The 25702-nt window shown below is 67.6% G+C and carries 23 protein-coding genes and 1 pseudogene; 14 read left to right on the forward strand and 10 right to left on the reverse strand.

Going from position 1 to position 25702, the window contains the following annotated elements; translation table 11 throughout:
* Positions 1 to 53 precede the first annotated feature (53 nt).
* The 5 genes and pseudogenes from E1H18_RS24520 (at position 54) to E1H18_RS24535 (ending at position 2773) form a co-directional block, all read left to right on the forward strand.
* Complete coding sequence (locus tag E1H18_RS24520) at positions 54 to 710, forward strand: LemA family protein (RefSeq protein WP_172274277.1); 657 nt, start codon at positions 54 to 56, stop codon at positions 708 to 710.
* Positions 710 to 843 (forward strand): annotated as a pseudogene (locus E1H18_RS27005) (hypothetical protein); the annotation flags it as partial. The gene E1H18_RS24520 and the pseudogene E1H18_RS27005, both read left to right, overlap by 1 nt.
* Positions 836 to 1606, forward strand: coding sequence for a YgcG family protein (locus E1H18_RS24525; protein WP_370526590.1), 771 nt, complete (start codon positions 836 to 838; stop codon positions 1604 to 1606). The pseudogene E1H18_RS27005 and the gene E1H18_RS24525, both read left to right, overlap by 8 nt.
* Positions 1607 to 2308 (forward strand): TPM domain-containing protein, encoded by a 702-nt coding sequence (locus E1H18_RS24530; RefSeq protein WP_172274283.1) that lies wholly within the window; start codon positions 1607 to 1609, stop codon positions 2306 to 2308.
* Between the two features lie 60 nt (positions 2309 to 2368).
* A complete protein-coding gene (locus tag E1H18_RS24535) occupies positions 2369 to 2773 on the forward strand; it encodes a nuclear transport factor 2 family protein (protein WP_172274286.1) in 405 nt (134 codons plus the stop codon).
* A 106-nt stretch (positions 2774 to 2879) separates the two neighbouring features.
* Here E1H18_RS24535 and E1H18_RS24545 read toward each other — a convergent pair whose 3' ends face one another.
* Positions 2880 to 4625: an amidohydrolase family protein gene (locus tag E1H18_RS24545; RefSeq protein WP_172274289.1), complete on the reverse strand. Its 1746-nt coding sequence runs from the start codon at positions 4623 to 4625 to the stop codon at positions 2880 to 2882.
* 154 nt (positions 4626 to 4779) lie between these two features.
* On the opposite strand from E1H18_RS24545, the gene E1H18_RS24550 reads away from it, so the two are divergent.
* Together E1H18_RS24550 and E1H18_RS24555 are read left to right on the forward strand one after the other, a co-directional pair.
* Entirely contained in the window at positions 4780 to 5967 is a 1188-nt protein-coding gene (locus E1H18_RS24550; RefSeq protein ID WP_172274292.1) for an acetyl-CoA C-acyltransferase, read from the forward strand.
* A gap of 185 nt (positions 5968 to 6152) precedes the next feature.
* Positions 6153 to 6293 (forward strand): hypothetical protein, encoded by a 141-nt coding sequence (locus E1H18_RS24555; RefSeq protein WP_172274295.1) that lies wholly within the window; start codon positions 6153 to 6155, stop codon positions 6291 to 6293.
* A 63-nt stretch (positions 6294 to 6356) separates the two neighbouring features.
* On the opposite strand, the gene E1H18_RS24560 is transcribed toward E1H18_RS24555, so the two are convergent.
* Together E1H18_RS24560 and polA are read right to left on the reverse strand one after the other, a co-directional pair.
* Positions 6357 to 8291: a methyl-accepting chemotaxis protein gene (locus E1H18_RS24560; RefSeq protein ID WP_172274298.1), complete on the reverse strand. Its 1935-nt coding sequence runs from the start codon at positions 8289 to 8291 to the stop codon at positions 6357 to 6359.
* Positions 8292 to 8474: 183 nt separating this feature from the next.
* On the reverse strand, positions 8475 to 11384 hold the full coding sequence (gene polA, locus E1H18_RS24565; RefSeq protein WP_172274301.1) for a DNA polymerase I: 2910 nt from the start codon (positions 11382 to 11384) through the stop codon (positions 8475 to 8477).
* A 132-nt stretch (positions 11385 to 11516) separates the two neighbouring features.
* On the opposite strand from polA, the gene E1H18_RS24570 reads away from it, so the two are divergent.
* The 3 genes from E1H18_RS24570 to rarD all read left to right on the forward strand — a co-directional run bounded on the left by E1H18_RS24570 (position 11517) and on the right by rarD (position 15006).
* Positions 11517 to 12869, forward strand: a complete 1353-nt coding sequence (locus E1H18_RS24570; protein ID WP_172274304.1) for an energy transducer TonB — start codon at positions 11517 to 11519, stop codon at positions 12867 to 12869.
* Between the two features lie 108 nt (positions 12870 to 12977).
* Entirely contained in the window at positions 12978 to 14006 is a 1029-nt protein-coding gene (locus E1H18_RS24575; RefSeq protein ID WP_172274307.1) for an aspartate-semialdehyde dehydrogenase, read from the forward strand.
* Positions 14007 to 14097: 91 nt separating this feature from the next.
* Positions 14098 to 15006, forward strand: a complete 909-nt coding sequence (gene rarD / locus E1H18_RS24580; protein WP_172274310.1) for an EamA family transporter RarD — start codon at positions 14098 to 14100, stop codon at positions 15004 to 15006.
* 15 nt (positions 15007 to 15021) lie between these two features.
* Here rarD and E1H18_RS24585 read toward each other — a convergent pair whose 3' ends face one another.
* From E1H18_RS24585 to ahcY, 3 genes are all read right to left on the reverse strand, one after another.
* Entirely contained in the window at positions 15022 to 16146 is a 1125-nt protein-coding gene (locus E1H18_RS24585; RefSeq protein ID WP_172274313.1) for a serine hydrolase domain-containing protein, read from the reverse strand.
* Positions 16147 to 16998 (reverse strand): PfkB family carbohydrate kinase, encoded by an 852-nt coding sequence (locus E1H18_RS24590; RefSeq protein ID WP_172274316.1) that lies wholly within the window; start codon positions 16996 to 16998, stop codon positions 16147 to 16149.
* A gap of 134 nt (positions 16999 to 17132) precedes the next feature.
* Positions 17133 to 18524, reverse strand: a complete 1392-nt coding sequence (ahcY, locus tag E1H18_RS24595) for an adenosylhomocysteinase (protein WP_172274319.1) — start codon at positions 18522 to 18524, stop codon at positions 17133 to 17135.
* 187 nt (positions 18525 to 18711) lie between these two features.
* On the opposite strand from ahcY, the gene E1H18_RS24600 reads away from it, so the two are divergent.
* A complete protein-coding gene (locus tag E1H18_RS24600) occupies positions 18712 to 19479 on the forward strand; it encodes a hypothetical protein (RefSeq protein ID WP_172274322.1) in 768 nt (255 codons plus the stop codon).
* Here the strand turns inward: E1H18_RS24600 and E1H18_RS24605 are convergent, their stop codons facing one another.
* Positions 19480 to 21795: an ATP-binding protein gene (locus E1H18_RS24605; RefSeq protein WP_172274325.1), complete on the reverse strand. Its 2316-nt coding sequence runs from the start codon at positions 21793 to 21795 to the stop codon at positions 19480 to 19482.
* A 91-nt stretch (positions 21796 to 21886) separates the two neighbouring features.
* Between E1H18_RS24605 and E1H18_RS24610 the strand changes: the two genes are divergently transcribed.
* Both E1H18_RS24610 and E1H18_RS24615 read left to right on the forward strand, forming a co-directional pair.
* A complete protein-coding gene (locus E1H18_RS24610; RefSeq protein WP_172274492.1) occupies positions 21887 to 22300 on the forward strand; it encodes a metallopeptidase family protein in 414 nt (137 codons plus the stop codon).
* A complete protein-coding gene (locus E1H18_RS24615) occupies positions 22297 to 22722 on the forward strand; it encodes an SWIM zinc finger domain-containing protein (protein ID WP_172274328.1) in 426 nt (141 codons plus the stop codon). Before E1H18_RS24610 ends, E1H18_RS24615 begins: the two co-directional genes overlap by 4 nt.
* On the opposite strand, the gene E1H18_RS24620 is transcribed toward E1H18_RS24615, so the two are convergent.
* Genes E1H18_RS24620 through E1H18_RS24630 form a run of 3 tightly spaced genes read right to left on the reverse strand, consistent with a single transcriptional unit; the run spans position 22714 to position 24411 of the window.
* Positions 22714 to 23166 carry a hypothetical protein gene (locus E1H18_RS24620; protein ID WP_172274331.1) on the reverse strand — a complete coding sequence of 151 codons (453 nt, stop codon included), beginning with the start codon at positions 23164 to 23166 and terminating at the stop codon, positions 22714 to 22716. The two genes, E1H18_RS24615 and E1H18_RS24620, sit on opposite strands and share 9 nt — an antisense overlap.
* Positions 23167 to 23180: 14 nt before the next feature.
* Positions 23181 to 23663, reverse strand: a complete 483-nt coding sequence (locus tag E1H18_RS24625) for a GFA family protein (RefSeq protein ID WP_172274334.1) — start codon at positions 23661 to 23663, stop codon at positions 23181 to 23183.
* A gap of 43 nt (positions 23664 to 23706) precedes the next feature.
* The gene (locus E1H18_RS24630) at positions 23707 to 24411 is read right to left on the reverse strand and encodes an NAD-dependent deacylase (RefSeq protein WP_172274336.1); all 705 of its coding nucleotides are present in this window, start codon (positions 24409 to 24411) and stop codon (positions 23707 to 23709) included.
* A 157-nt stretch (positions 24412 to 24568) separates the two neighbouring features.
* On the opposite strand from E1H18_RS24630, the gene E1H18_RS24635 reads away from it, so the two are divergent.
* Entirely contained in the window at positions 24569 to 25696 is a 1128-nt protein-coding gene (locus tag E1H18_RS24635; RefSeq protein WP_172274339.1) for a ferritin-like domain-containing protein, read from the forward strand.
* Positions 25697 to 25702: the final 6 nt, after the last annotated feature.

Here is a 25702-nt window from a genome sequence, read left to right on the forward strand (position 1 = left end):
CACCCTGCCGTGTAGAGCTAGGCTCGCTATCTAACAGCGATACGCGGGCATGAATGTTCGCGCCTGGAGGACACATGAACCGCTTCGTCCGTAACGCTTCGCGCGCCGCCCTGATCGTCGCGATCCCGGCTGCGCTGGCCGGCTGCGGGGTCAACACCATTCCCACCCAGGACGAGGCGACCAAGACCGCCTGGGCCGAGGTGCAGAACCAGTACCAGCGCCGCGCCGACCTGGTGCCGAACCTGGTGGCGACTGTGAAGGGCTATGCGGCCCAGGAAAAGAGCGTTCTGGTCGAGGTGACCCAGGCTCGCGCCAGCGCCACGCAGGTGAAGGTCGACGCTTCGACCATCACCGACCCCGCCGCCTTCCAGCAATACGCCGCCGCCCAGGACAAGCTGTCCGGCGTGCTGGGCCGCCTCATGGTCATCCAGGAGCAGTATCCGGACCTGAAGTCGAATCAGAACTTCCTGGCTCTCCAGAGCCAGCTGGAAGGCACCGAGAACCGCATCACCATCGCGCGGCGCGACTACAACCAGACCGCCCAGGTCTACAACACCACCCTGCGCACCTTCCCCAGCGTGCTTTGGGCCAAGACGCTGTACAGCAGCCAGAAGCCGGCCCAGCTGTTCCAGGCCTCGGCCGCCGCCCAGAGCGCCCCGACCGTAGACTTCTCGGCCCCGCCGACCGCGACGCCGCCGAAGGTGCAATAATGAATCTCCTCCCCCGTAAAACGGGGGAGGGGGACCGCGAAGCGGTGGAGGGGGCGCTCGCCACCGCACAGCGCCCCCTCCGTCACGGCGCGTATCCGCGCCGCGCCACCTCCCCCGCTTTGCGGGTGAGGAGTTGGTTTCTCGCGGCGCTTGTCGTTTTCTCGACCTTCGCCCTCCCCGCCTTCGCCGCGCCCAAGTTCCCGCCGCTGTCGGGCCGCGTGGTCGACGAGGCGCAGATCCTGTCGCCGGACGCCCAGCGCGAACTGACGACAAAGCTGGAGAACCTTGAGACCACGACCGGCCGCCAGCTGGTCGTGGCCACGGTGCCCAGCCTGCAGGACTACCCCATCGAGGACTTCGGCTATCAGCTGGGTCGGACCTGGGGCATTGGCGAGAAGGGCAAGAACACGGGCGCGATCCTGCTGGTCGCGCCCAACGAGCGGAAGGTGCGGATCGAGGTCGGCTACGGGCTCGAACCCGTCCTGACCGACGCCCTGTCCAGCGCCATCATTCAGAGCGCCATCCTGCCCAAGTTCCGCGATGGCGACATGCAGGGCGGCATCCTCGCAGGGACCAACGCCATCGTCGAGCAGCTATCCCTGCCCGCCGACCAGGCCCAGGCGCGGATCGCTGCGGCCAGCCAGCCCGAGCGGCAGAAGGCCAAGGGTTCGCCGTTCATGGCGCTCCTGATGTTCGCCTTCGTGATCTTTCTGTTCTCGGGCCTGTTCCGCAGCCGACGCGCGCGTCGAGGCCTGGGCGAGGCCCTGCCCTGGATCATCCTCAGCGCCCTCAACAGCAGCAGCGGGCGCGGCGGCGGCTGGAGCGGCGGCGGAGGCGGAGGCTTCTCGGGCGGCGGCGGGTCGTTCGGCGGCGGCGGCAGTTCGGGGAGCTGGTAGATGGCCATCACGATGAACCCGCAAGACCTGGACCGCATCGCAAACGCGGTGGCCCAGGCTGAGAAGGCCACCGCCGGCGAGATCTTCTGCGTCCTGGCGCCCGAGGTGTCGGACTATCGCGAGACCCCGCTGGTGTGGGCGGCGGCCACGGCCCTGGTCCTGCCGGCCGCGGCCCTGTTCGCCGGCTTCCGGCCCGAAATGCTGACCCGGCTCTTCGGTGGCTGGAGCATCGGCCATCAGTCGGCGCTGGACGGGGCGATCCTGTCGGCGCTGTCGACCTATATCGTCCTGCAAGCCGTGGTGTTCGTGCTGGCGGCTCTGGTCGTCTCGCTCCCGCCGGTCCGCCGCGCCCTCACCCCCGGCTCGCTGAAGGCCGCCCGGGTCCGGCGCGCGGCCATGGAGCAGTTCCTGGGCCACGGCCTGCACGTCACCCGGGATCGCACCGGCGTGCTGATCTTCGCCGCCCTGGCCGAGCATCGCGTCGAGGTCATCGCCGACGAGGGCATCTATGCCGCCGCGCCCAATACGGTGTGGGACGAGGTGGTCGCCGACCTGGTCGGCGGCCTCAAGCAGGACCGCATCGCCGACGGCTTCGTGGCCGCCGTGACCCGGGCCGGCGCCATCCTGGCCGAGCACGTCCCGCCTCGCGGCGACGACCGCAACGAGCTTCCCGACGGCCTGACGATCCTTCCGAAGCGCTAGAATGGAAACCTAAGCCGTCTTGCGCGCTTTTCTCATGACCAGCAGGAGGAGAGCCGCGACATGTCCGACTTCGATACCTTCCTCGAGATCCGCCGCCACGCCGCCCAGGCCTATGTGAACGGCCAGGCCGGCCCCCTGGATCGGATGGCGGCCACCGCCTGTCCGGCCAGCTTCTTCCCGCCGCATGGCGGACGCGAGGAAGGCGCCTATCGGGTGGCAGATGTCTATGCCCGTGACTCCCGCTCCTTCGCCGAGGGCGGCGAAACCACGCTGGAGATTCTGCACAGCGACTCGGTCGGCGACCTCGCCTACTGGACCGGCCTGCAACACGCCAAGGTGCGCGTCCCCGGCCAGGACGAGCCGGTCGAGATGCATCTGCGGATCACCGAACTCTTCCGCCACGAGGACGGCGCCTGGAAACTGATCCACCGCCACGCCGACCCGCTGGCGGAAGCGGATGCCTAGTGCGTCCTTCGAGGCTCGGCTGCGCCTCGCACCTCAGGATGAGGAAGTTTGTACATCGGTCCTCATCCTGAGGCGCCCGCGCAGCGGGCCTCGAAGGACGCAGTGACTACTCCGCCGCCAAGGCCAGCGGGGTCGCCTGCGCCCCGCGCACCAGCCGTCCGGGCAGAGCCCCTGTCGGTTCGCCATCGCGCTGGGTGACGACGCCCGCCACGATCGTCGCGACATAGCCGTGGGCGCGCTGGACCAGCCGCCGTCCGCCGGCCGGCAGGTCATAGGCCACCTGCGGCGCCTCCAACCTTAGCCCCTCGTAGTCGATGACATTGAGGTCGGCGCGATAGCCGGGCGCGATCAGGCCGCGGTCCATCAGGCCGACGGCGGCGGCCGTGTCGCGGGTCTGGCGGGCGATCATCGTCGCCAGCGGGATGGTCGGGCCGCGCGTGCGGTCGCGGGTCCAGTGGGTCAGGTTGCTGGTCGGGAAGCTGCCGTCGCAGATCATGCCGACATGGGCCCCGCCGTCCGACAGGCCCGGTACGGTGTCGCGGTGGCTCAGCATCGTGAAGCTGGGGTCCAGCGAGCCATCGGCATAGTTCAAGAACGGGTGGTAGAGCATGCCGCGCCCGTCGTTCTCGAGCAGGGCGTCGAGCGCCACCATCGCCGGATCCCGGCCCTCGCGCGTGGCGATCGCCGCCACGGTCTGTTCGGCCGTCGGCTCGTAGTCGGGGACAACACGCATCGGGAAGAGATTGTCCCAGGCCCGCAGAGCGCTGCCGGCGAACGGCCCCTTGGCGTCCTCGTCATGGGCCAGCAGCCGGGCGCGGAACGCCGGATCGCGCAAGCCGGCGACCTTGTCGGCCAGCGGGCGGTCCTTGAGCTCGGCGAAGACGGGGTTCTGGCTAAACGGATTGAGGGTCAATTCCAGGCCGAACAGCACGCCCACCGGCCGGCCGCAGACCTGGGCCTTCATCGGCAAGCCAGCGTCGACGGCGGCCGACAACCCGGCCAGCATCGCCTTGTAGCCCTGCGGCGCCTTGGGGCTCTGGACCAGCGAGAACGACAGCGGCCGGCCCGAGCGCTCGACAATCCGCCGGACCATGGCCAGCTCGGCGGCGCCGTCGGGGAAGAAGTCCGAGACCAGCTGCAGCACGCCCTTGCCGGCGGCGGCCAGGCCGAGAGCGATGCCGGTCAGCTCGTCCTCACCCGCCGTTAGGGTCGGGGTCGGCTGGCCGTCGCTGGTCCGGTGGTTGAGGGTGCGCGAGGTCGAGAAGCCCAAGGCCCCGGCCTCCACCGCCCGCTGGGCGATAGCGGCCATGGCGGCGATGTCGGCCTCCGTCGCCGGTTCACGGTTCGCGCCACGCTGGCCCATCACATAGACCCGCAGCGCTGCGTGCGGCAGCTGGGCGCCGATGTCGACGTCGAAGGCCCGGCCGGCGAGAAAGTCGAGATAGTCGGGGAAGCTTTCCCAGGCCCAGGGCAAGCCCTCGGTCAGGACCGGAAAAGGAATGTCCTCGACGCCCTCCATCAGCCGGATCAGGCGATCATGGTCCTCCGGCCGACAGGGCGCGAAGCCGACCCCGCAATTGCCCATCACCACCGTGGTCACGCCGTGGCCCGAGCTGGGCGTCATCCGCTCGCCCCAGGTCGCCTGGCCGTCATAGTGGGTGTGGATGTCGACGAAGCCCGGGGTGACGATGCGGCCGGCAGCGTCGATCTCCTCGACGCCGGGCGCGAGGTCGGGCCCGACAGCGGCGATCAGGCCGTCCTTGACCCCAACATCCGCGACGACCCCTGCCCCGCCAGTCCCGTCGAAAACCGTCCCACCACGCAGCACGAGATCATAGGCGCGATCAGCCATCACGTATCCTCCCGTATCTTATCGTTGTTCATGAGCGTCCGCCCGCCTCGCCGACCCGTCAAGCCGGTTTACGTTCGCGTGACCTTTCGCGCCGGGAAATCCCGGTCTAGGGTGGGGGCAATTCAAACTAACGTTTAACGGGGAGTGCGCCTCTATGCGCGAAGCGGTCATCGTCTCTTACGCCCGCACGGGCCTGGCCAAGTCGGTCCGAGGTGGCTTCAACAACACCCATGGCGCAGCCATGGCCGGTCACGCCATCCAGCACGCCGTGTCGCGCGCCGGCCTGGAAGGGGCCGAGGTCGAGGACGTGGTCCTGGGCTGCGGCGGTCCCGAGGGCGCCACCGGCATGAACGTCGCCCGCAATGCGGCGATGTGGGCCGGCCTGCCGATCACCACCTCGGGCCAGACCGTCAACCGCTTCTGCTCGTCGGGCCTGCAGGCGATCGCCACGGCCGCCAACTATGTCCGTAACGACGGCGCGGACGTCGCGGTCGGCGGCGGCGTGGAGTCGATCTCGCTGGTCAACGCTAGCGGCCACATGAACCGCTACCACATCACCGAAGAGAAGCTGCTCAAGACCCATCCGGCCCTGTGGATGGCGATGATCGACACCGCCGACATCGTCGCCAAGCGCTACAATGTCAGCCGCGAGTACCAGGACGAGTACGCCCTGCGCAGCCAGCAACGCATCGCTGCGGCTCAAGCCGCTGGCCTGTTCGACGACGAGATCGTGCCGATGGCCACCAAGATGAAGGTGGTCAACAAGGAGACCAAGGAAGAGAGCCTGGTCGACTACGTGGTCACCAAGGACGAGTGCAATCGTCCCGAGACGACGCTGGAGGGCCTGGCCAAGCTGGAGCCGGTCAAGGGTCCGGGCAACTTCGTCACCGCCGGCAACGCCAGCCAACTGTCGGACGGCGCCGCCGCCGTCGTGGTCATGGAGCGCAAGGAAGCCGAGAAGCGCGGCCTTGAGCCCCTGGGCCTCTTCCGCGGCTTCGCCGTCGCCGGCTGCGAGCCCGACGAGATGGGCATCGGCCCGGTCTTCGCCGTGCCGCGCCTGCTGGAACGCCACGGCCTGAAGGTCGACGACATCGACATCTGGGAGCTGAACGAAGCCTTCGCCTCGCAGTGCCTCTACAGCCGCGACCGTCTGGGCATCGATCCCGAGAAGTACAACGTCAATGGCGGCTCGATCGCCATCGGCCACCCCTTCGGCATGACCGGCGCCCGCTGCGCCGGCCACATCCTGCTGGAAGGCAAGCGCCGCAAGGCCAAGCTCGGCGTCGTCACCATGTGCATCGGCGGCGGCATGGGCGCCGCTGGGCTCTTCGAAATCTTCTAAGATCGTTCCACTGAGCTGTTGAAATAAGGCCGGGAACCGCAGAGGCGGTTTCCGGCCTTTGTTGTTGGATCAAGACAGCGCGTTCGCACAACGCCGGTCTCTTGAACCCGGCGACGGACGGGCCATCTGAAGCTCCGTCGGCGCCGCGATCACCGCAACACCAACGCCAGACCCGAGATATGACCATGGCCGCCAAGGCCTTCTTCACCGTCGCCCTTTTGATCGCCGCCGCCGTCGGCCTGGCCCTGCCCACCCCGGGCGCGACCCATCAGAAGCCACAAGCCACCCAGTCGTCGTTCGAGACCCTCGCCCTGAACAAGGGCTGATGCGAAAACGGGCTCCCCGGTTTCCCGGAGAGCCCGCTTTTGGACTTCAGCTGATCAGGACGATCAGAACTCTTCCCAGTCTTCGCTGACCGCCACGGCGGCCGAGCCTCGGCCCGGACGTGCGATCGGTCGCGACTGCGCCACAGGACGCGGCGCCGGCGCGGCGGGACGCTGAGCCACGACCGGACGCGCGGCCGGGGCTGCGGTCTGGGCGGTGCGGAAGCGGCCGACCATCTCGCGCAACGCATTGGCTTCGCTCTTCAGCGAATGGGTCGCGGCGGTGGCTTCCTCGACCATGGCCGCGTTCTGCTGAACGACCTGGTCCATCTGGTTCACCGCCGTATTGACCTGGTGCAGGCCGGTGGCCTGCTCCGTGGCCGAAGCGGCGATCTCGTTGACCAGGGTGTCGATAGCGGCGACCTGCTCGACGATGCGATGCAGGGCCTGACCCGTCTGGCCGACCAGGTTCACACCGGCTTCCACCTGCTGGGTCGAGGTCGAGATCAGCGTCTTGATCTCCTTGGCCGCGTCGGCCGAGCGCTGGGCAAGAGCCCGCACTTCTTGGGCGACGACGGCAAAGCCGCGGCCGGCCTCTCCCGCACGCGCGGCTTCGACGCCGGCGTTCAGAGCCAGAAGGTTGGTCTGGAAGGCGATCTCGTCGATGACGCTGATGATCTGGTTCACCTGGGCCGACGAGGTCTCGATCTGGCTCATGGCCGAGACGGCCTGGCTGACGATCTGACCCGAGCGCTCGGCGTCGGTGCGCGCGGTGGCGACGACCTGCGAGGCTTCCTTGGCGCCCGACGCGGTCTTGCGCACCGTAGCGGTGATCTCATCCAGCGCAGCGGCGGTTTCTTCCAGGCTGGCGGCCTGTTGTTCGGTGCGACGCGAGAGGTTGTCCGAAGCCTCGGCGATCTCGTCGGCGCCGCTGTTGACGCCGCCGGTGGCCGAGTTGATGGCCTGGATCGCCTGCTGCATGCGGTCGGCGGCGGCGTTGAAGTTGCTCTTGAGGCTCTCGGCCTTCGGCGCGACCTGGATGGTGATGCGGTGGGTCAGATCGCCCGAGGCCATGTGATCCAGGGCTTCGTTCAGGGCGACGATGGCGATCTGATCGGTGCGGGCGACCTCGGCCTTTTCCGACTCGTTCAACGCGCGCTCGCTGTCGGCGGCCTGGCGCTGGTCGGCGGCGGCGGCCTCGACGCGGATCTTCTCGATGCCGGCGTCCTTGAAGTAGACGACGGCGGCGGCCATGTCGCCGATCTCGTCCTTGCGACCCTTGGCCGGGACATCGACGGTGCTGTCGCCAGCGGCCAGACGACGCATGGCGTTGGTCATGGCGGCGATCGGCGTGGCGATGGCGCCGGTCAGCAGCAGCCCGCCAGCGACGGCGATGGCGGCGGTGACCAGGATCCCGATGGCCAGAACCAGGGTCGACTGGGCCGAGGCCTTCTCTTGCGACGCGGCCTCGATGGCCAGTTGGCTTTCGGCGGTCTTGGTGATGGCTTCGATGGCGTTCTCGACCTGCTCGACGGCCTTGTCGGCGACGCCGTCGCGCTTGACGAGGTCGGCGGCCTGGGCGCGGGTCGCCGGGTCGGCGCCGAGCTTCTCGGCCGGCTCGATGACCGACTGGCGCAGATCAGCATAGGTGGCGTGAACGGCGGCGACGCGGGCCAGATCCGCTTCGTTGCCGGTCGACAGCGTCTTCAGCTCATCGAGCGCCTTCAGGAACTTGGGCTTGTGGGCCTCTTCCAGGCGCGAGACGTAGTAGCTATCGCCCGACAGCAGGAAGCCCCGCAGCGAGTTCTCCTGCCGCGTCAGGCGGAAGGCCGCGCTGTCGGCCAGGCGCAGCATTTCATAAGCGCGCTGGGTCCGGTCCACGGACTGGGCCAGGTTGGTCTTGTTGGCGTACAGCGACGCGCCCATCAGCATGATGGTCGCAAGCATGACGGCAAACACCGCCATCAGTTTCTGGGGGATCTTCAGGTCGCCAAAAGACACCGCGCGGGCTCCTCGTCTCGGATGAACGCCCGCTAAGTTTCAGATAACACGGATATTTTATGCCGCGTCGTCAATTTCAGGCGTCATCATACAAGTCGCTTGCAAGGGTTGCCGAGGCATTAACCCTAGCGCGGCGGAATGTCGCAGTTTCGACATCCCGGCGATTTTTGAACTCGTTTCGGGTTAGTGCGCCTCGTCCCAGTTGAGTGCGGCGCGCGCTTCGACCGTTAGCGGTACCGAAATCGCCACGGCCGGCTCGGCGGCCTTCTCCATGACCGCGGAGATAACCGCACAGGCGCGGTCGGCTTCGGCTTCCGGCGCCTCGAACACCAGTTCGTCGTGCACCTGCAGCAGCATGCGGGCTTCCAGACCTGCCGTTTCGAGCGCGGCGGGCATGCGGATCATCGCCCGGCGCATGACGTCGGCCGCCGCGCCCTGGATCGGGGCGTTGATCGCCGCCCGCTCGGCGAACTGGCGCTGGCCGACCGACTTGGACTGGATCTCCGGGATGTTGATCTTCCGCCCGAAGATGGTCGTGACATAGCCGTGCTCGCGCACGAAGGCCTTGGTCGCGTCCATATAGGCCTGGATGCCGGGGAAGCGCTCGAAATAGGTCTTGATATAGGCCCCGGCCTCGCCCTGGCCGATGCCCAGCTGGTTGGCGAGACCAAAGGCAGAGATGCCGTAGACGATGCCGAAGTTGATGGCCTTGGCCCGACGGCGGATCATCGGATCCATGCCCTCGATCGGCGTATCGAACATCTCCGAGGCCGTCATGGCGTGGATGTCCAGGCCTTCCTGGAAGGCCTTCTTCAGCTGCGGGATGTCGCCAATGTGGGCCAGCAGGCGCAGCTCGATCTGGCTGTAGTCGGCGCTGATCAACACCTTGCCCGGCGGGGCGATGAAGGCCTTGCGGATCTTGCGGCCTTCCTCGGTGCGGATCGGGATGTTCTGCAGGTTGGGGTCGGACGAGGACAGCCGCCCCGTCGTGGTCGCGGCCAGGGCGTAGGAGGTGTGGACCCGGCCCGTGCGCTCGGCGATCGCGGCGATCAGGTTCTCGGTATAGGTGCCCTTAAGCTTGGAGAGCTGGCGCCAGTCCAGCAGGACGCGCGGCAACTCGTGCTCGTTGGCCAGGGCTTCCAGCACGTCGCTGTCGGTCGACCACTGGCCGGTGGCGGTCTTCTTGCCGCCCTTCAGGTTCAGCTCGCCAAACAGCACGTCGCCGATCTGCTTGGGGCTGCCCAGGTTGAAGGGCCGCCCGACGATCTCCTGGGCCCGCTCCTCGAACTTGGCCATGCGTAGCGAGAACTCGTTGGACAGCAGGCGCAGAGCCTCGGGGTCGACCTTGACCCCCTCGTTCTCCATCGCCGCCAGCACCGTCGGTAGCGGACGCTCGAGGGTCTCGTAGACGGTCGACAGGCCCTCGCGGGCCAGGCGAGGCTTGAGGATTTCCCAAAGGCGCAGGGTGACGTCGGCGTCCTCGGCCGCGTAGGCCGTCGCCTCGGGCAGGGCCACATGCTTGAAGCTGATCTGGCCCTTGCCCGTGCCGCACACCTGCTTGAACGGGATCGGCTTGTGGCCCAGGTGCAGCTCGGACAGCTCGTCCATGCCGTGGGCGTGCAGGCCGGCCTCCAGCACGTAGGAGATCAGCATGGTGTCATCGATCGGCGCCACCTGGATGCCGTGACGCGCCAGCACCGCGATGTCGTACTTGGCGTTCTGGGCCACCTTCAGCACCGCCGGGTCTTCCAGCAGCGGCTTGAGGGTCGCGATCACGTCGGCCAGAGCGATCTGCTCGATGTCGGCCGGGGCCTCGAACGCGAGACCATCGGCCTTTTCGCAGTGGCTGATCGGAATGTAACAGGCCTCGCCCGCATTGATCGCCAGCGACACGCCGCACAGGCCGGCATTGGCCGAGGACAGGGCGTCGGTCTCGGTGTCGAACGCCACCACGCCTTTTGCCTGAGCCTTGGCGACCCAGGCCTTCAGCGTCTCGACGTCACGGACGCAGATATAGGCCGCGGTGTCGATCTTGACCGGCTCGGCCACCGGATTGGCCGCGGCGCGGGCGGCCGCGCCCATGTAGGAGACGGTGCTGACCGGCGCTTTCGGCTGGCTGGGGGCGCGGTCGGCCGCGCCGCCCACCAGGCCCAGGCCGCCGGGCATGGCCGAGCCGTCACCGACCCGCCGGGCCAGGGTCCGGAACTCCATCTGCTCCAGGAAGGCCGACAGCGCCGCCTTGTCCGGCTCGCGCACGGTCAGCTCGTCCAGCGGCTGGGGCAGCGGCGTATCGCAGTCCAGCTTCACCAACTGGCGCGACAGACGGATCTGGTCGGCGAAGTTGATCAGGGTCTCGCGGCGCTTGGGCTGCTTGATCTCGTCCGCGCGGGCCAGCAGCGTGTCGAGGTCCCCATACTCGGTGATCAACTGGGCGGCGGTCTTGATGCCGATGCCTGGGGCGCCGGGGACGTTGTCGACGCTGTCGCCACACAGGGCCTGCACGTCGACGACCTTGTCGGGATAGACGCCGAACTTCTCGAACACCTGCTCGCGGTCGATGCGCAGGCCCTTCATCGGGTCGAACATCGAGACGCCGTCGCCGACCAGCTGCATCAGGTCCTTGTCCGACGAGACGATCACGGCCTCGCCGCCCAGATCACGCACCTTGCAGGCATAGGCGGCGATCAGGTCGTCGGCCTCGTAGCCGGCCAGTTCGATGGCGGGCACGCCGAACGCCAGGGTCGCCTCGCGCACCAGCGGGAACTGCGGGATCAGGTCTTCCGGCGGCGGCGGACGGTGGGCCTTGTATTGATCGTACAGGCTGTTGCGGAACGTCTTCTCCGAGTGGTCCCAGATCACCGCCAGGTGCGTGGGCGCGTCGCCCTGCATGTCGCGCATCAGCTTCCACAGCATGTTGCAGAAGCCCTGGACGGCGCCCACCGGCAGGCCGTCGCTCTTGCGGGTCAGCGGCGGCAGGGCGTGATAGGCGCGGAACAGGTAGGCCGAGCCGTCGACCAGGAAGAGCCGCACGGCGGGACCGTCCTGGGTCAGTTCGGAAGCGTGGGGAAGCGAGGGAGCGGCGACGTCGGTCATGGCCGGCAACATAGGGGGCGGCGGCCGTTGCGGAAAGCCTTCGGAGACCCTCTGGCGAAGCAGAAGGCGATCGCATAAACTACCTAAGGTCGCGACACGATGCTTCATCGCGCGCCTCTTGGGGAATCTGTCGTGCTGTTCCGTCACGTTGCGCTGTTGCTGCTGGTCGGCTTGCCGGTCACGGGTCCCGCCGCCGCCCAAACCGGACACACGGGGCAGGTTGCGAAGACGGGCGCTGACTGGAAGCCCGAGTTCATCGAGCAGGTCCCTAAGGACAAACTGAAGGCCGCCTTCCCGAAGGGCGCGACGGCCACCGGCCGCGCCGTGCTCAGCTGCGCCGCGACCGAGGATGGTCGGCTGGCCGATTGCAGGGTGATGCACGAAGATCCCGCCGGCCAGGGCTTTGGCCAAGCGGCCCTGTCCGTGGTCGGTTACGAGCGCATCAAGAAGAAGGATGCCGCCGGCGCCTCGGTGGCGGGCCGGCCGGTGTTGACCCGCTTTGAATTCCTCGCCCCCGGCGACTCCAACCCCAACTGGATTCGCCAGCCCAGCGGCGCCGAGATGGCCAACGTCTTTCCCAAGGCCGCGATCGACAAGCGGGTGGGCGGCAGGGCCGTCATCACCTGCCAGGTGACGATCGAGGGGTTCCTTGAGGCCTGCAAGGTCCGCTCGGAGACGCCGGAGGGCCTGAACTTCGGCAAGGCCGGCCTGCAGTTGGCGCCGCAGTTTCGCCTGTCGCCCAAGATCCGTGGCGGCAAGGCCGTCCCGGGCGGCGAGGTCAGCATCCCGATCGTCTGGAGCGAGCCGCCGCCCGGCGCGATGATCTACGGCTCGACGCTGGTGATGGATCCGCCCTGGAGCCGCGTCCCGACCCAGGGCGAGATCGACGCCGTCTGGCCAGCCGCCGCTCTGGGTCAGCCCTCGGGCCAGGCCGCCTTGCGCTGCCGTTTGCTGGGGAGCGGTCAGCTGAGCAGTTGCGAGGTGATCTCCGAGAACCCTCGCGGCAAGGGCTTCGGCAAGGCGGCGATGACGCTGTCCAAACTGTTTCAGGCCAATATCGGCGAGACCCCGAACAAGACGCTGAAAGACGCGAAGATCGACGTGCCGTTCCGCTTCCGCGATCCGGCCGCACCGGAGGCCCGCAAGCTGACCAAGCCGCGCTGGACACGCACCCTAAGCCCCGAGGGCATGACCGCCCTCTATCCTGACGTGGCCCTGAAGGCCGGGGTCAAGGCTGGCCTCGGCGTGGCCGCCTGCACGATTACCGCCGCCGGTGAGCTTTCCGGCTGCGCGATCGCTCGCGAGACGCCCAAGGCTCTCGGCTTCGGCGCCGCCGCGGTGCAGGCCGCCTCACTGATGCGGATGAACCCCTGGACCAAGGAAGGCGACACGGTCGACGGCCTGGCCGTGACCATCCCCTTCGAGTTCACCTGGAGCGGCCCGATGCCAGGCGATCCGGACAAGGCCCCGCCCGCGGGCCAATAAGTTCTTCTCCCCGCCCCAGAAACCCTCGCCTTGCGTGCGGGGGTCTGGAGGCGTACGGGAACGACGCTCCGCGCGATCAGCGGACGCACACAGTTTCAGGAGAGCGCGATGGGTTACCGGGTCGCCGTGGTCGGCGCCACGGGCAATGTTGGCCGCGAGATGTTCAACATCCTCGAGGAAGTCAAATTCCCGGTCGACAAGATGCACGCCATCGCCAGCCGCAAATCCATCGGCGTCGAGGTCTCGTTCGGCAGCCAGATCCTGCATTGCGAGGACCTGGAGCAGTTCGACTTCTCGACCGTCGACATCGTGCTGATGAGCGCCGGCGGCGCCATCTCCAAGGCCTGGGGCGAGAAGATCGGCGCGGCCGGCCCGATCGTCATCGACAATTCCAGCCACTTCCGCATGGACCCGGACGTGCCGCTGGTGGTGCCGGAAGTGAACCCGCACGCCGTCGACAAGCTGCCCAAGAACATCATCGCCAACCCCAACTGCTCGACCGCGCAACTGGTGGTGGTGCTGGCGCCCCTGCACGCCGAAGCCAAGATCAAGCGCGTCGTCGTCTCGACCTACCAGTCGGTGTCGGGCGCCGGCAAAGAGGGCATGGACGAGCTGTGGGACCAGACCAAGGGCGTCTTCGTCCTGGGCGCCCCGCCGCCCAAGAAGTTCACCAAGCAGATCGCCTTCAACGTCATCCCGCACATCGATGTGTTCATGGAGGACGGCTACACGAAGGAAGAGTGGAAGATGATGGCGGAGACCAAGAAGATCCTGGATCCGTCGATCAAGCTGACCGCCACCGCCGTGCGCGTGCCGGTCATGGTCGGCCACGCCGAGTCGGTGAACATCGAGTTCGAGACCCCGCTGGACGAGGACGACGTCCGCGAGATCCTGCGCGACGCCGACGGCGTGCAGGTCGTCGATAAGCGCGAAGACGGCGGCTACATGACGCCGAAGGAAAGCGCCGGCGAGTTCCCGGTCTATGTCTCGCGCATCCGCACCGACGCCACGGTCGAGAACGGCATCGCCCTGTGGTGCGTCGCCGACAACCTGCGCAAGGGCGCGGCGCTGAACGCCGTGCAGATCGCGCAGCTGCTGCACGACAAAGGTCTGATCAAGCAGAAGACCCCGGCCTGACGCCAAGTCCGCAACAAGCGGGCGGACACTTCAGGGCTCCCGGGGCAGACGTCCCGGGAGCCCTTTTCATTTCTGAGATGAAGGACACGCCATGTCGGCGAGCGTGAACGAGACCCCGGACCAGACGCGGTCGGCCTATGTGGCGGGCGTGGTCTGCTACCTGCTGTGGGGTTTCCTGCCGCTGTACTTCCACCTGCTGGCCACGATGGGCGTCACCTCGTGGGAGATGATCGCCCACCGCACGATGTGGTCGGTTCTGTGGGCCGGTGGCCTGGTGGTGCTGGCCAAGCAGGCGACCCAGGTCGGCCAGGTGCTGCGCCAGCCGCGCACCCTGGGCATCCTGGCGCTTTCGACCCTGATGATCTTCGCCAACTGGACGATCTATGTCTTCGCGGTCAACGCCGGCAAGGTGATCGAGGCCAGCCTCGGCTACTACATCAACCCCCTGATGAACATGGCGGCCGGGGCCCTGCTGTTCCGCGAGCGGGTCTCGCTGGAGGGCAAGGTCGCCATCGGCCTGGCCGCCATCGGCGTCGGCATCCAGACACTGGCCCTGGGCCACCTGCCGCTGATCTCACTGGGCCTGGCCGTGTCGTTCTGCGCCTACGCCATCCTGCGCAAGCAGGTGAAGGCCGACGCCCAGACGGGCCTCTTCTTCGAGTGCGCCTACCTGGCCCTGCCCGGCCTGCTCTACGTGCTGCACCTGCAATCGACTGGTCAGGGTCACTTCGGCTCGGCCGCTGGGGTGAGCCTGCTGCTGGCCCTGGCCGGTCCGGCCACGGTCGTGCCGCTGGCCCTGTTCGCCTGGTCGGCGCGTCGCCTGCCTCTGTCCGCCGTCGGCTTCCTGCAGTTCATCGCCCCGACGATCCAGTTCCTGCTGGGCGTGGCCCTGGGCGAGAGCTTCACGCCGCTGCGGGCGCTGTCGTTCCTGTTCATCTGGCTGGGCGTAGCGGCCTTCGCCTACGGAGCCTGGAAGCGGACGCGGGTGGCGGCGGCCTGAGGGGCGCTTTGCGCCCTACAGGCTGGCGTAAGCCGCCTCGATCAGGCGCACCGCGCGGGGGTCGCCGATCAGGGCGTTGCCCTGCTTGTTCATCACGTAGGACCCCGATACGCCGCGCGTCGGATCGGCGAAGGCGCACGAGCCGCCCCAGCCGGAGTGGCCGAACGCTTCGGCGGTGGGGCCATAGTAGAAGTTCGGCTCATTGCGCATGAAGCCCGCGCCCCAGCTGATCACATAGGGCAGGACCAGATCCTGGCCGACGATGCGCTGGGCGCTGGCGGCCTTGATGCCGGCGGGCGTGATGATCGAGCGGCCGTCCAGGCTGCCGTCGCCGGCCAGGACGCTCATCAGCCGCGCCAGGGCCGGGGCGGTGGCGTGGCCGTTGGCCGAGGGGATCTCGACCCGCCGCCACTCGGCCGCGCCCTTGCCGCCGGGCGACGACCACGGCTTGAGAAAGGCGGCCTGCACCGCGTCGTTCAGCTCGCCGAACTTGGGCATGGCCGTCGGGCGCATCAGCTCGGCGACGCGGCCGTGCTCGCTGTCGGGCAGGCCGATCCAGATATCCAGGCCGAACGGCTCGCACAGATCCTCACGCAACGCCGTGCCGATCGTGCGGCCGTCGACGCGGCGGAAGATCTCGCCGGCCAGGTAGCCATAGGTCACCGGGTGATACCCGCTGGCCGAGCCGATCGGGAACAGCGGGGCCATGGCCGCCAGCTTGGCGCAGGTGGCGTCCCAGTCGAACCAGATCGCCGGGTCGGTCTCGTCGGGAAAGCCGGAGAGACCCGCCTGGTGCGACAGGGCCTGCTCGACGGTGACCTCGCCCTTGCCGGCCTGCGCGAACTCCGGCCAGACGTCGGCGACGGGCTGGTCATAGGCCAGGCGGCCCTCATCGACGAGGCGCGCGACCATCAGCGCCGCCACGGCCTTGGTGGTCGAGAACAGGGCCGTCAGGGTGTCGGGACCGAACGGGACCTCGCGCTTGCGATCGGCATGGCCGCCCATCAGGTCGACGACGATCTCGCCGTCGATGGCGAAGGCAAAGCGCGCGCCCAGTTCGCCGTTGTTCTCAAAATTGGCTTCGAACGTCTCACGCACGCGGAAGAACTGGTCGGGGCAGAGGCCGGTGATCTCGGTCATTTAAGCCAGACGCTCGATGCGGACGGTCGGCGAGGTCTGCTTGATGCGCGCGCCCATGGCGACGATCGGCAGCTCGGGCGCGTTCCAGATGTTGGCGGCGGTGATGGTCTCGGCGACGCCGCCGACCGCGCGGGCCAGGCCGTACGAGAAGGTCTGCCCCTCCAGGATCGAGGCGGCGTAGAGGGCGGTCAACAGGTCGCCCGTGCCGTTGGGCGAGCGCTCGGCCTTGGCGTGGGCGGCCAGCCAGGCTTCCTTCTTGTCGGCCAGCACGGCGCCGATCTCGGCCCCGCGGAAGACCGAGGACACCAGGGTGGTCTTGCCGAGCAGGCGGGCGGCCTTCATGGCCGAGACGGGATCGCGGGCGTCGGTCCCGGTCAGCTTCTGCAGCTCCCAGGCGTTGCAGGCCACGACGTCGGCGCGCGGGATCAGGTCGGCGATGATCTCGTCGGCGGTCTCGGTCGGAATGTAGAGACCCTTGCCGGCGTCGCCCATGGTCGGGTCGACCACGACCACCGGCCGGCGCGTGGCCGCGCCTTGCGGACGGGGCGCTTCACGTACGGCGTCGATGACGCGCGCAGCGGCCCGCGCCTGGGCCGGGGCGGCGAAATAGCCGGTGATGACGACGTCGACGAGACCGAACAGGCCGTTGGCCTCGAGGCCGTCCAGCATGCCCTCGAACACCTCGATCGGCACCGGCGCCCCGCCGGGAATGCCCCAGCCGGGATGGCGGCCGTACAGCACGGTCGGCACCACCATCGAGTCGATACGGAATTGCGCCAGGGCGGTGGCCTGCGCCGTCGCGCCGACCTGGCTGCCGGCGACATGGCTGGAAAGGATCAAGGCTAGCGGCATGGCAAAGCGATTAGCCGAGCAATGCGGACTTGAATAGGGCGCGTGTTCGCTTGGAGCGCGAAAAGTAAAGGCCCGCCGATGAGGGCGGGCCTTTCCATGGAATTCAAGAAATTCCGTCGCGGAAACTACACGCTTTAGTAGCGGTAGTGCTCCGGCTTGAAGGGACCGGCTTCCGGCACGTTGATGTAGTCGGCCTGCTCCTTGCTCAGCGTGGACAGCTTCGCGCCCAGCTTTTCCAGGTGCAGGAAGGCGACCTTCTCATCGAGGTGCTTGGGCAGGGTGTAGACTTGGTTCTCGTACTTGGCCGCGTTGGTCCACAGTTCGATCTGGGCCAGCGTCTGGTTGGTGAACGAGGCCGACATCACGAACGAGGGGTGGCCCGTCGCGTTGCCCAAGTTCACCAGGCGACCTTCCGACAGCAGGATGATCTTCTTGCCGTCCGGGAATTCCACGTGGTGGACCTGCGGCTTGATCTCGTCCCACTTGAAGTTCTTCAGGCCGGCGACCTGGATCTCCGAGTCGAAGTGACCGATGTTGCAGACGATGGCGTTGTTCTTCATCCGGCGCATGTCGTCGACGGTGATGACGTCCTTGTTGCCCGTCGCCGTGACGAAGATGTCGGCCTTGTCGGCGACGTCCTGCAGGGTCTGGACCTCGTAGCCTTCCATCGCCGCCTGCAGGGCGCAGATCGGGTCGACTTCCGTGACGATCACGCGGGCGCCGCCTTGGCGCAGCGACGCGGCCGAGCCCTTGCCCACGTCGCCGTAGCCGCAGACCACCGCGACCTTGCCCGACAGCATGACGTCGGTGCCGCGGCGGATGGCGTCGACCAGCGATTCACGGCAGCCGTACAGGTTGTCGAACTTCGACTTGGTGACGCTGTCGTTGACGTTGATCGCCGGGAACGGCAGGTCGCCCTTCTGGGCCATCTGGTACAGGCGGTGGACGCCCGTGGTGGTCTCTTCCGAGACGCCGCCAATGGCCGAACGGATGGCCGAATAGAAGCCCGGCTTTTCGGCCAGGTACTTCTTCATCACGGCGAACAGGGCTTCTTCTTCCTCGTTCTGCGGGTTGTCGAGGATCGAGGGATCCTTCTCGGCCTTCGGGCCCAGAACGCAGAGCAGGGTGGCGTCGCCGCCGTCGTCGAGGATCAGGTTCGGGTAGCCGCCGTCGTGCCACTCGAAGATCTTGTGGGCGTATTCCCAGTACTCGACCAGGTTCTCACCCTTGAAGGCGAAGACCGGGATGCCGGCGGCGGCGATGGCGGCCGCGGCGTGGTCCTGGGTCGAGAAGATGTTGCACGAGGCCCAACGGACTTCAGCGCCTAGGGCGGTGAGCGTCTCGATCAGCACGCCGGTCTGGATGGTCATGTGCAGGCTGCCGGCGATGCGGGCGCCCTTCAGGATCTGCTGCGGACCGTACTCGGCGCGCGTGGCCATCAGGCCCGGCATTTCGGTCTCGGCGATAGCCAGTTCCTTGCGGCCGAAATCGGCGAGCGAGATGTCCTTGACGATGTAGTCGGCCACGTGCGGCTCCTGCGTCGGTGAAGTCGTGGAAATGAGAGTCTTGGGGGCGGCTTATACAACCACCGGCCTCAGCTATCAATTAAGGCATAAAGATATCTTTATGTGCGAGCGCCGCCGCGCTTCGCACACCCAATCTTGACACCGCCTGGAGCGCCACGCGTAATGCGATAGCTCCGGGAGATGCTCAATGCTTGGAATACTCCTTATAGCCCTTCTGGCGTCGCCGGACGCCGCGCCCCTGGACGGTCCAGCGCTGCGCCAGGCGATGGAGACGGCGACCGCCAACAAGGACGCCAGCGCCCTGATCGGCAAGCGCTTTCGGGTCGTGGTTCCGTTCACCGACCAGCGCACGCGCAAGTACAAGGCCTTCAAGCAATCCGCACGCTGGGACTATGACGGCCGCAAGAAGGTGATGACCACCACGATTGGCCTGGGCGAGATCACCGACCGGAACTTCGACACGTTCAAGGCCAGCAAGCTGGACGCCCTGCCGCCGCTGCAGTCGCTGTATTTCGACGTCGATGCGCAGAACCAGAACATGGTGTTCACGCGCGCCACGTCGATCGACCATCCCGACTACTACACCGGCGTCTCCACCCGCGCCGTCAGCTTCGGCCTGGCCATTCCCTATCAGGAGGGCGGCCGATCGGCGATGCCCGAGGGCTTTCACCCCTTGGTGGTCAACCAGATGAAAGGCTCCAGCGACGAAGCGGCGCGCTGGGCCAGCACGATGAGCGTGGTGTTCGAGGGCGAGATCACCAGTCTCGGCCAACAGCCCGAGGTGTTCTGCGGAGCCTATCGCGGCCAGATGTCGTCGACCGACGTCACCGGCGACGCCCGTATGGTCGTGCAGGACAAGCAGTGCTTCGTGACCGCGCGCATCGATCGGGTCGAGGTGGTCCGTCGCAGCGCCGTACTCACCTACTGGCGCAATCCACCCAAGAACCCGTTCTGATCAGAAGCCCAGCTCCGGCTGCATGGCCCCCGGCTGCTGGGTCTCGGGCAGGTGGCAGGTGAAGGTCGAACCGGCGCCCGGCTCGCTCTCCAGCGCCACCCAGCCGCCGTGCAGCTCGACCAGCGCCTTGACCAGGGCCAGGCCCAGGCCCGGGCCGCCACGGTCGCGGCCGACGAAACGGTCGAAGATGTGGGCCTGGACGTGGAAGGGCACGCCACGACCGGTGTCGCGCACGTCCAGCCGCACCTCGCCCAGGGCGCGGCGGGCCGACAGGGTGACCTGACCGCCGGGCGGGGTCTGGCGCAGGGCGTTCTCGACCAGATGGTCCATGGTCTGGGTCAGGCGCTTGGCGTCGCCGCGGATCAGGCCGACGTCCTCCTCGCATTCGACCACCAGGGTGACGGCGCCCAGCTGGGCGTCCTTCAGGGCGCGCTCCTGGGCGTTGAGCAGCAGGTCGGTGACGCGGATGTCCTCGATCTCCAGCGCCATCTCGCCGGCGTCGATCTGGGCCATGTCCAGCACGTCGTCGATCGAGCGGGCCAGCTGGGTGGCGGCGGCGCGAACAGCGGCCACATGGTTGCGGCCGCGCTCGGAGATGCCGTCGGCGCGCTCCAGCAGCTCGGAATAGCCGATGATCGTCGTCAGCGGCGTGCGCAGCTCATAGGAGACGTTGCCGACGAAGTCGCGCTTCAGCCGCTCGGCCTCGGCCAAAGCGGCGGACCGGTCGGCCAGGGCGCTCTGCAGGTCGCGGGTGTCGGTGACGTCGGCGAAGGCGATCAGGGTCGCGCCGTCCGGCAGCGGCCGGCTCTGATAGACGACGATGCGGCCGTCCGAGGTGCGGACCTCACCCGACGTGGGCGCACGCATCTGCGGATCGGGATCGGCGACCCGGCCCTTCAGCTCGCGCCAGAAGGCCAGGTCGTGCAGACGCGGCACGCACAGGTCGACCACGCCCTCGAAGTCGCCGGCAGCCTCCAGCGCGAAGGCGCTGACGTTCCAGAAGGTCTCGAAGGCCTCGTTGTGCAGGCGCAGGCGGCCGTCCGAGCCGAACACGGCGACGGCGTCGTTCAGCTTGTCCAGCGTGGCCTGCTGCACCTGGATCAGGGCGTTGTACTGGGCCTTCAAGCGCAGCTCGCCGGTGATGTCGGAATAGATCAGCAGCATGCCGCCCAGCGGGTGGGGCTGGCGCACCACTTTGAGCGTGCGACCGTCGGGCAGGTGCCACAGGTCGTCGGCCTGCGGACCCAGGTCCTCGTAGCGCGCCAGTTCGGCGGCCTTCCAGCCCGAATAGTCGATGCTCTCGGGCAGGCGGCGGCGCTGACGCAGGCGGTCCAGCACCTCGCCATGGGTGGGGCGTTCGGCCAGCCAGGCCGGCTCCAGGCCCCACAGGGTGGCGAAGGCGGTGTTGTGATAGGACAGGCGACGGGTCTGGCTGAAGATCGCCACGGCCTCGGCGATGTGGTTCAGGGTCTCGTCATGGGCTTCGACGTGCTTCTTGAAGGCGTCGCGGACGTCCTCGATCTCGGTGACGTCCGCGCAGAACACGCCCACGCCGCCGCCTTCCAGCGGCTCGGCCGACAGGCGGAACGCGCGGCGGCGGCCCTCCAGATTGATCCAGCGCAGGGCTTCCTTGCGCTCGCCCTTGGCGGCGGCCTCGGCGACCATGGCGTCGGCGGACCGGTCGAAGCTCTTGCCCGCCAGCGCCGCAGCCGTCGGCGCCGTGGCCCCGACCGCGCGGATGAAGGCGGTGTTGCCCCAGACGGCCTGACCGTCGGCGCCCGCCACCCAGGCTGGTTCGAAAACGCTGTCCACGAGGGCGGCGAACCGTGCGGCGGACGGCAGGCCGACATCGCCGCCGCTGACCGCCGACAGGCGCAGCCAGGCCAGGGCGCCGGAAGCCCGCCCCTCGACCTCCACCGAACCGGCCTTGCCGCGGGCTTCGAAGGCGCAGCCCTCGCCGCGTTCGAACAGGGCGGTCAGCTTCTGGGCGTGATCGGGATCGGCGCGGCCGATGGCGGTGACCACCGCCTGCACCTGCGCCTCGACATCCAGCGCCTTGGCGCAGGCCGCCAGGCCTTCGCCGCCGGCCGCCAGCCAGGACTGGTCACCCTCGACGGCCACGATCGCGGTGTCGAAAGCCTCGACCCAGGCGGGCGCGTTCGCGCTGTCGCCGCCCGGCTGTTCGACCAGGCGGGCCTTCAAGGCGGCGATGCGGGCTTCGAAGCTGCGGCGCTGACTCAGGGACCAAAGGCTGACGCAAATGGCGAGGCAGACCGCGCCGGCCGTCGCCGCGAGGATCAGATCAAAGGGAGTCATCAGGCGCGTCGTTACCCAGCGGGTCAGCGAATCAGAGTTTCAGAATAGTCCGCCCATGGCCAGAGGGCGACCACCGCTCTATGTGGAGGCCATGACCTGGACCGAACGCCTCGCCCCGTCCCTGGCCCCCTCGCTGGACGACTTCGCCGCCCTGGCGCGCGCCGCCTTCGACGCCCTGCCCGACGACTTCCGCAAGCTGTCGGGCGACGTGGTCATCCGGGTCGACGATTTTCCAGCCGAAGACGTGCTGGACAGCCTGGGCATCGAGGATCCGTTCGAGCTGACCGGCCTCTATCAGGGCGTGGACCTGGGTCACCGCTCGGTGCTCGATTACGGGACCGAGCCGTCGCGGGTCTTTCTCTATCGCCGCCCGATCCTGGACGAGTGGGCAGAGCGCGGCGACGTCACCCTCGGCGACCTGATCGCCCACGTGCTGGTCCACGAGATCGGCCACCATTTCGGCCTGTCGGACGACGACATCCACCGCATCGAGGACGAGGCATGAGCCCCCAGGAAACGCCTCTCTTCGATCAAGACGCCTGGCGCGAACGCATGGACGAGCGCTGGTTCGACACCGGCGCAGCCATGGCCGAAGCCGGCGCCGTCGACCTGGTTTCGATCGAGGACGAGAAGGTCACCGCCCACGTCACCGGCAGCGTCGGCGACCTCTATGTGGTGGAACTGCGCGCCCCGGCCGGCGAGGGCTCGTGCACCTGCCCCGGCTTCGAGAAATTCGGCGCCTGTAAGCACCAGGCGGCCGTGGTCGTCGCCGCCAACACGGCCGACCTGGGCAAGGTCCGGGAGCGCATGGCGAAACTGCGCGACGGCCTGGCGCTCGACAGCCAGGACGCCCTGATCGAACGCCTGGCCGAACTGGCCCGCGTGCAGCCGGCGGTCCTGGCGGCGCTGGAGAATGGCCTAGATTGAGGTTTCGACATCCGCCGGTAGTTGGGGGGCCGTGTAGGTAATCATCGGCGGCGTCGTGGCGATCACTTCCAGGCAAAGGTTCTGCCCGCCGAACAGGAAGTGGCGCAGGCCGCCGACCGCCAGCCCGGAAACTCCTCTGTGCATCTCGGCCAGGTACGCGCTCTGCATTATCTCGTAGGCAAACGAAACCGGTGCGCCTTCCTCGTTGCGTTGCGTCCAATAGACAACGAGTTCGCGCTCATCGTGAGCTCGATGGCTGATGTGATCCTCGAAGATGACCCACGCGGGACCTCCATCACCAACATACTCGGCGATGAGCTTCCATCCTGTTCTAGCGCCATAGGCGATTTGCCAAATGTCCCCCGACGGTGCGGGGCCGCCCCGCCACCCAAGTCCATCGTCGAGAGACCGGAAACCCGCCGGATCGAGACTGATCTTCGTCATGGCCATCCGCTTCCTCACAAAAAATCGTCGATCGCCTTGCGCCTGGCCTTCGGCTTGGGCCGCTCCCACATCACGCCGGGGTAGCCCTTCAGCGGAACCAGCTTCCCGCCGGCATAGGCCCAGTCGGGCGCCTCATCGAGGGACGTGTGGTAGCGCGGCTCGCGGCCGGTGCGGCCGGAGAACAAGGCGCGGGGCAGGTTGATCATGGTGGGGCTGCGCTTGCGCTCCATGGCCAGCGGCGCGCCGCAGCGGCTGCAGAAGCTGCGCGTCGTCCCCTCATGCTCGTGGCGAGCGATCAGGTCCTCCCCCTCAAGCCAGCGGAAGCGGCTGCGATAGCTGGCGACATAGGTGACGTAGGCGCATCCCTGGGCGCGACGGCTGGCGGCCGAGTGGTCGTGGAACGCCCAGCGGGCCGGCACGCCGATGGCCAGCCGCACCGCTCCACAGGCGCATGATCCCTCGGCTTCCTCGGCGGGCGGTTTCAAGGTCTTGGCCATGGCGGGCTCCAGGCGATGGATACCAGCAGTACAGCAGCTGCTGTCAGCCTTGTGTCAGCACCCGCTCGACCCAGGCCGGAACGGTCTCGCTGGCCGGACCGTACAGCTTCTCGTCGAAGACATAGGCGTTGGCGGACGGCTCCAGATTGATCTCGCAGGTCGGCACGCCCATCGCCCGCGCCATCTCGACGAAGCCGGCGGCCGGATAGACCGAGCCGGAGGTGCCGATCGAGACGAAGAGATCGGCCTCTGACAGGGCGTCCTCGATCTCCTCCATGTAGAGCGGAATCTCGCCGAACCAGACGATGTGCGGGCGCGCCGCGCCTTCGCGCCCGCAGGCCTCGCACACGATCTCGGCGGTCAGCGGCGCGGTGTCGGGCCACGTCGCCTGGCAGGCATGGCAGCGGCTGACCGCCAGCTCGCCGTGCATGTGGATCACCCGCTGCGAGCCGGCCCGTTCGTGCAGGTCGTCGACGTTCTGGGTACACAGGAAGAGCGCGCCGCCCCTTGCGGCCAATCCGGCTTCGAGCCTCGCCAGGGCGTCGTGCGCTGCGTTCGCAACCGCACCCGCCAGGTTCTCGCGACGGGCGTTGTAGAAGGCCCGCACCAGGGCCGGATTGCGCGCGAAGCCCTCCGGCGTGGCGACCTCGTTCAGGTCGTATTGCGTCCACACCCCGTCCTTGTCGCGAAAGGTGCCCAGGCCGCTCTCGGCCGACACTCCGGCCCCGGTCAGCACGAAGATCTTCATTCCGCCCTCGAATTAATGCAGCGCAGCAAAGGTGACGCCTCCGTCATTTTTAATTTGACCACCGTCAAGAGTTGAGTTGACAGTGTTCAGGTCGCTCGGAGGCCCGCGCAAGACGGCCCCGTTGATGGACGCAAACTGGCCGATAGGGAGCGCCGCCATGACCGACAAGAACATCACCAAGGACGCCATGTACGACGCCGTGGCGCCGGACGACTTCGAAGCGATGCTCGAACTCGACCGCTACGGCAACCGCTCGTCGGCCTTCGACAAGATCATCGCGGCCACCCACGACCACTTCTGGGATCCGCTGGACAAGACCTATATCGATTTCGACGAGCCGTTCGACATGGAGAACCAGCCGCTGGTTCCCGAAGATCTCGTGATCGCCCTGTCGACCGAGTACGTTTCCAATCACCTCAGCGATCCCAAGCTCCGCACCCGGTTCATCAACCAGTCGGTGCTGCGCAGCTTCTCGTCGATCCTGCACGGCGAGCAAGGCGCGCTGAACCTCTCGGCCAGCCTGTGCCACGTGCTCAAGGACCAAGGCGCCCAGGAGTACGCGGCCAACCAGACCCGCGAGGAAGCCCGCCACGTCACGGCCTTCGCCAAATATATCAGCACCCGCTGGGGTCGCCCGGTCGCGTGCGGTCCGGCCCTGAAGACCCTACTGGTCGAGATCATCGGCGCGCCCGAGGTCTACAAGAAGATCATCGGCATGCAGATGCTGGTCGAAGGCCTGGCCATGGGCGCCTTCGCCACCTTTTACAACCAGATCAACGATCCGGTCGGCAAGAAGCTGCTGCAGCTGGTGATGACCGACGAGGCCTTCCACCACAAGTTCGGGAAGATCTGGGCCGACCGAACTGTGCCCAAGCTGACCCCCGAAGAGCATGCGATCATCGAGGACTGGGCGGCGCACTGCTTCCAGACCCTGCTCTTCAACCTGGTCTCGCCGCACCAGCAGCTGGATCTCTATGCCGAGTTCGGCCTGGACCCCGACAAGGTGGTCGAGGAGTACGGGAAGATCATGACCGACGATGTCCGTCGCGAGGGCATGAAGGAGCAGACCAACATCTTCCGGGTGCTGGTCAAGACGCTGCTGAACGCGGGCATCATCACCGACCGCACCAAGGCGTTCTACGCCATGTATGTCGACCTCAACGAGCTGAAGAGCGAAGGCGACCGCATGGTCGGCGACGACATCGCCGAGGACGGCATCCGCTATCTGCAGGCCATCAACTTCAAGGATCGGCCGGCAAGTGCGGTGAGCATCGCGGCTGAGTAGGCGGAA

This window comes from Caulobacter sp. RHG1 (assembly GCF_013181195.1).
GTDB lineage: Bacteria > Pseudomonadota > Alphaproteobacteria > Caulobacterales > Caulobacteraceae > Caulobacter.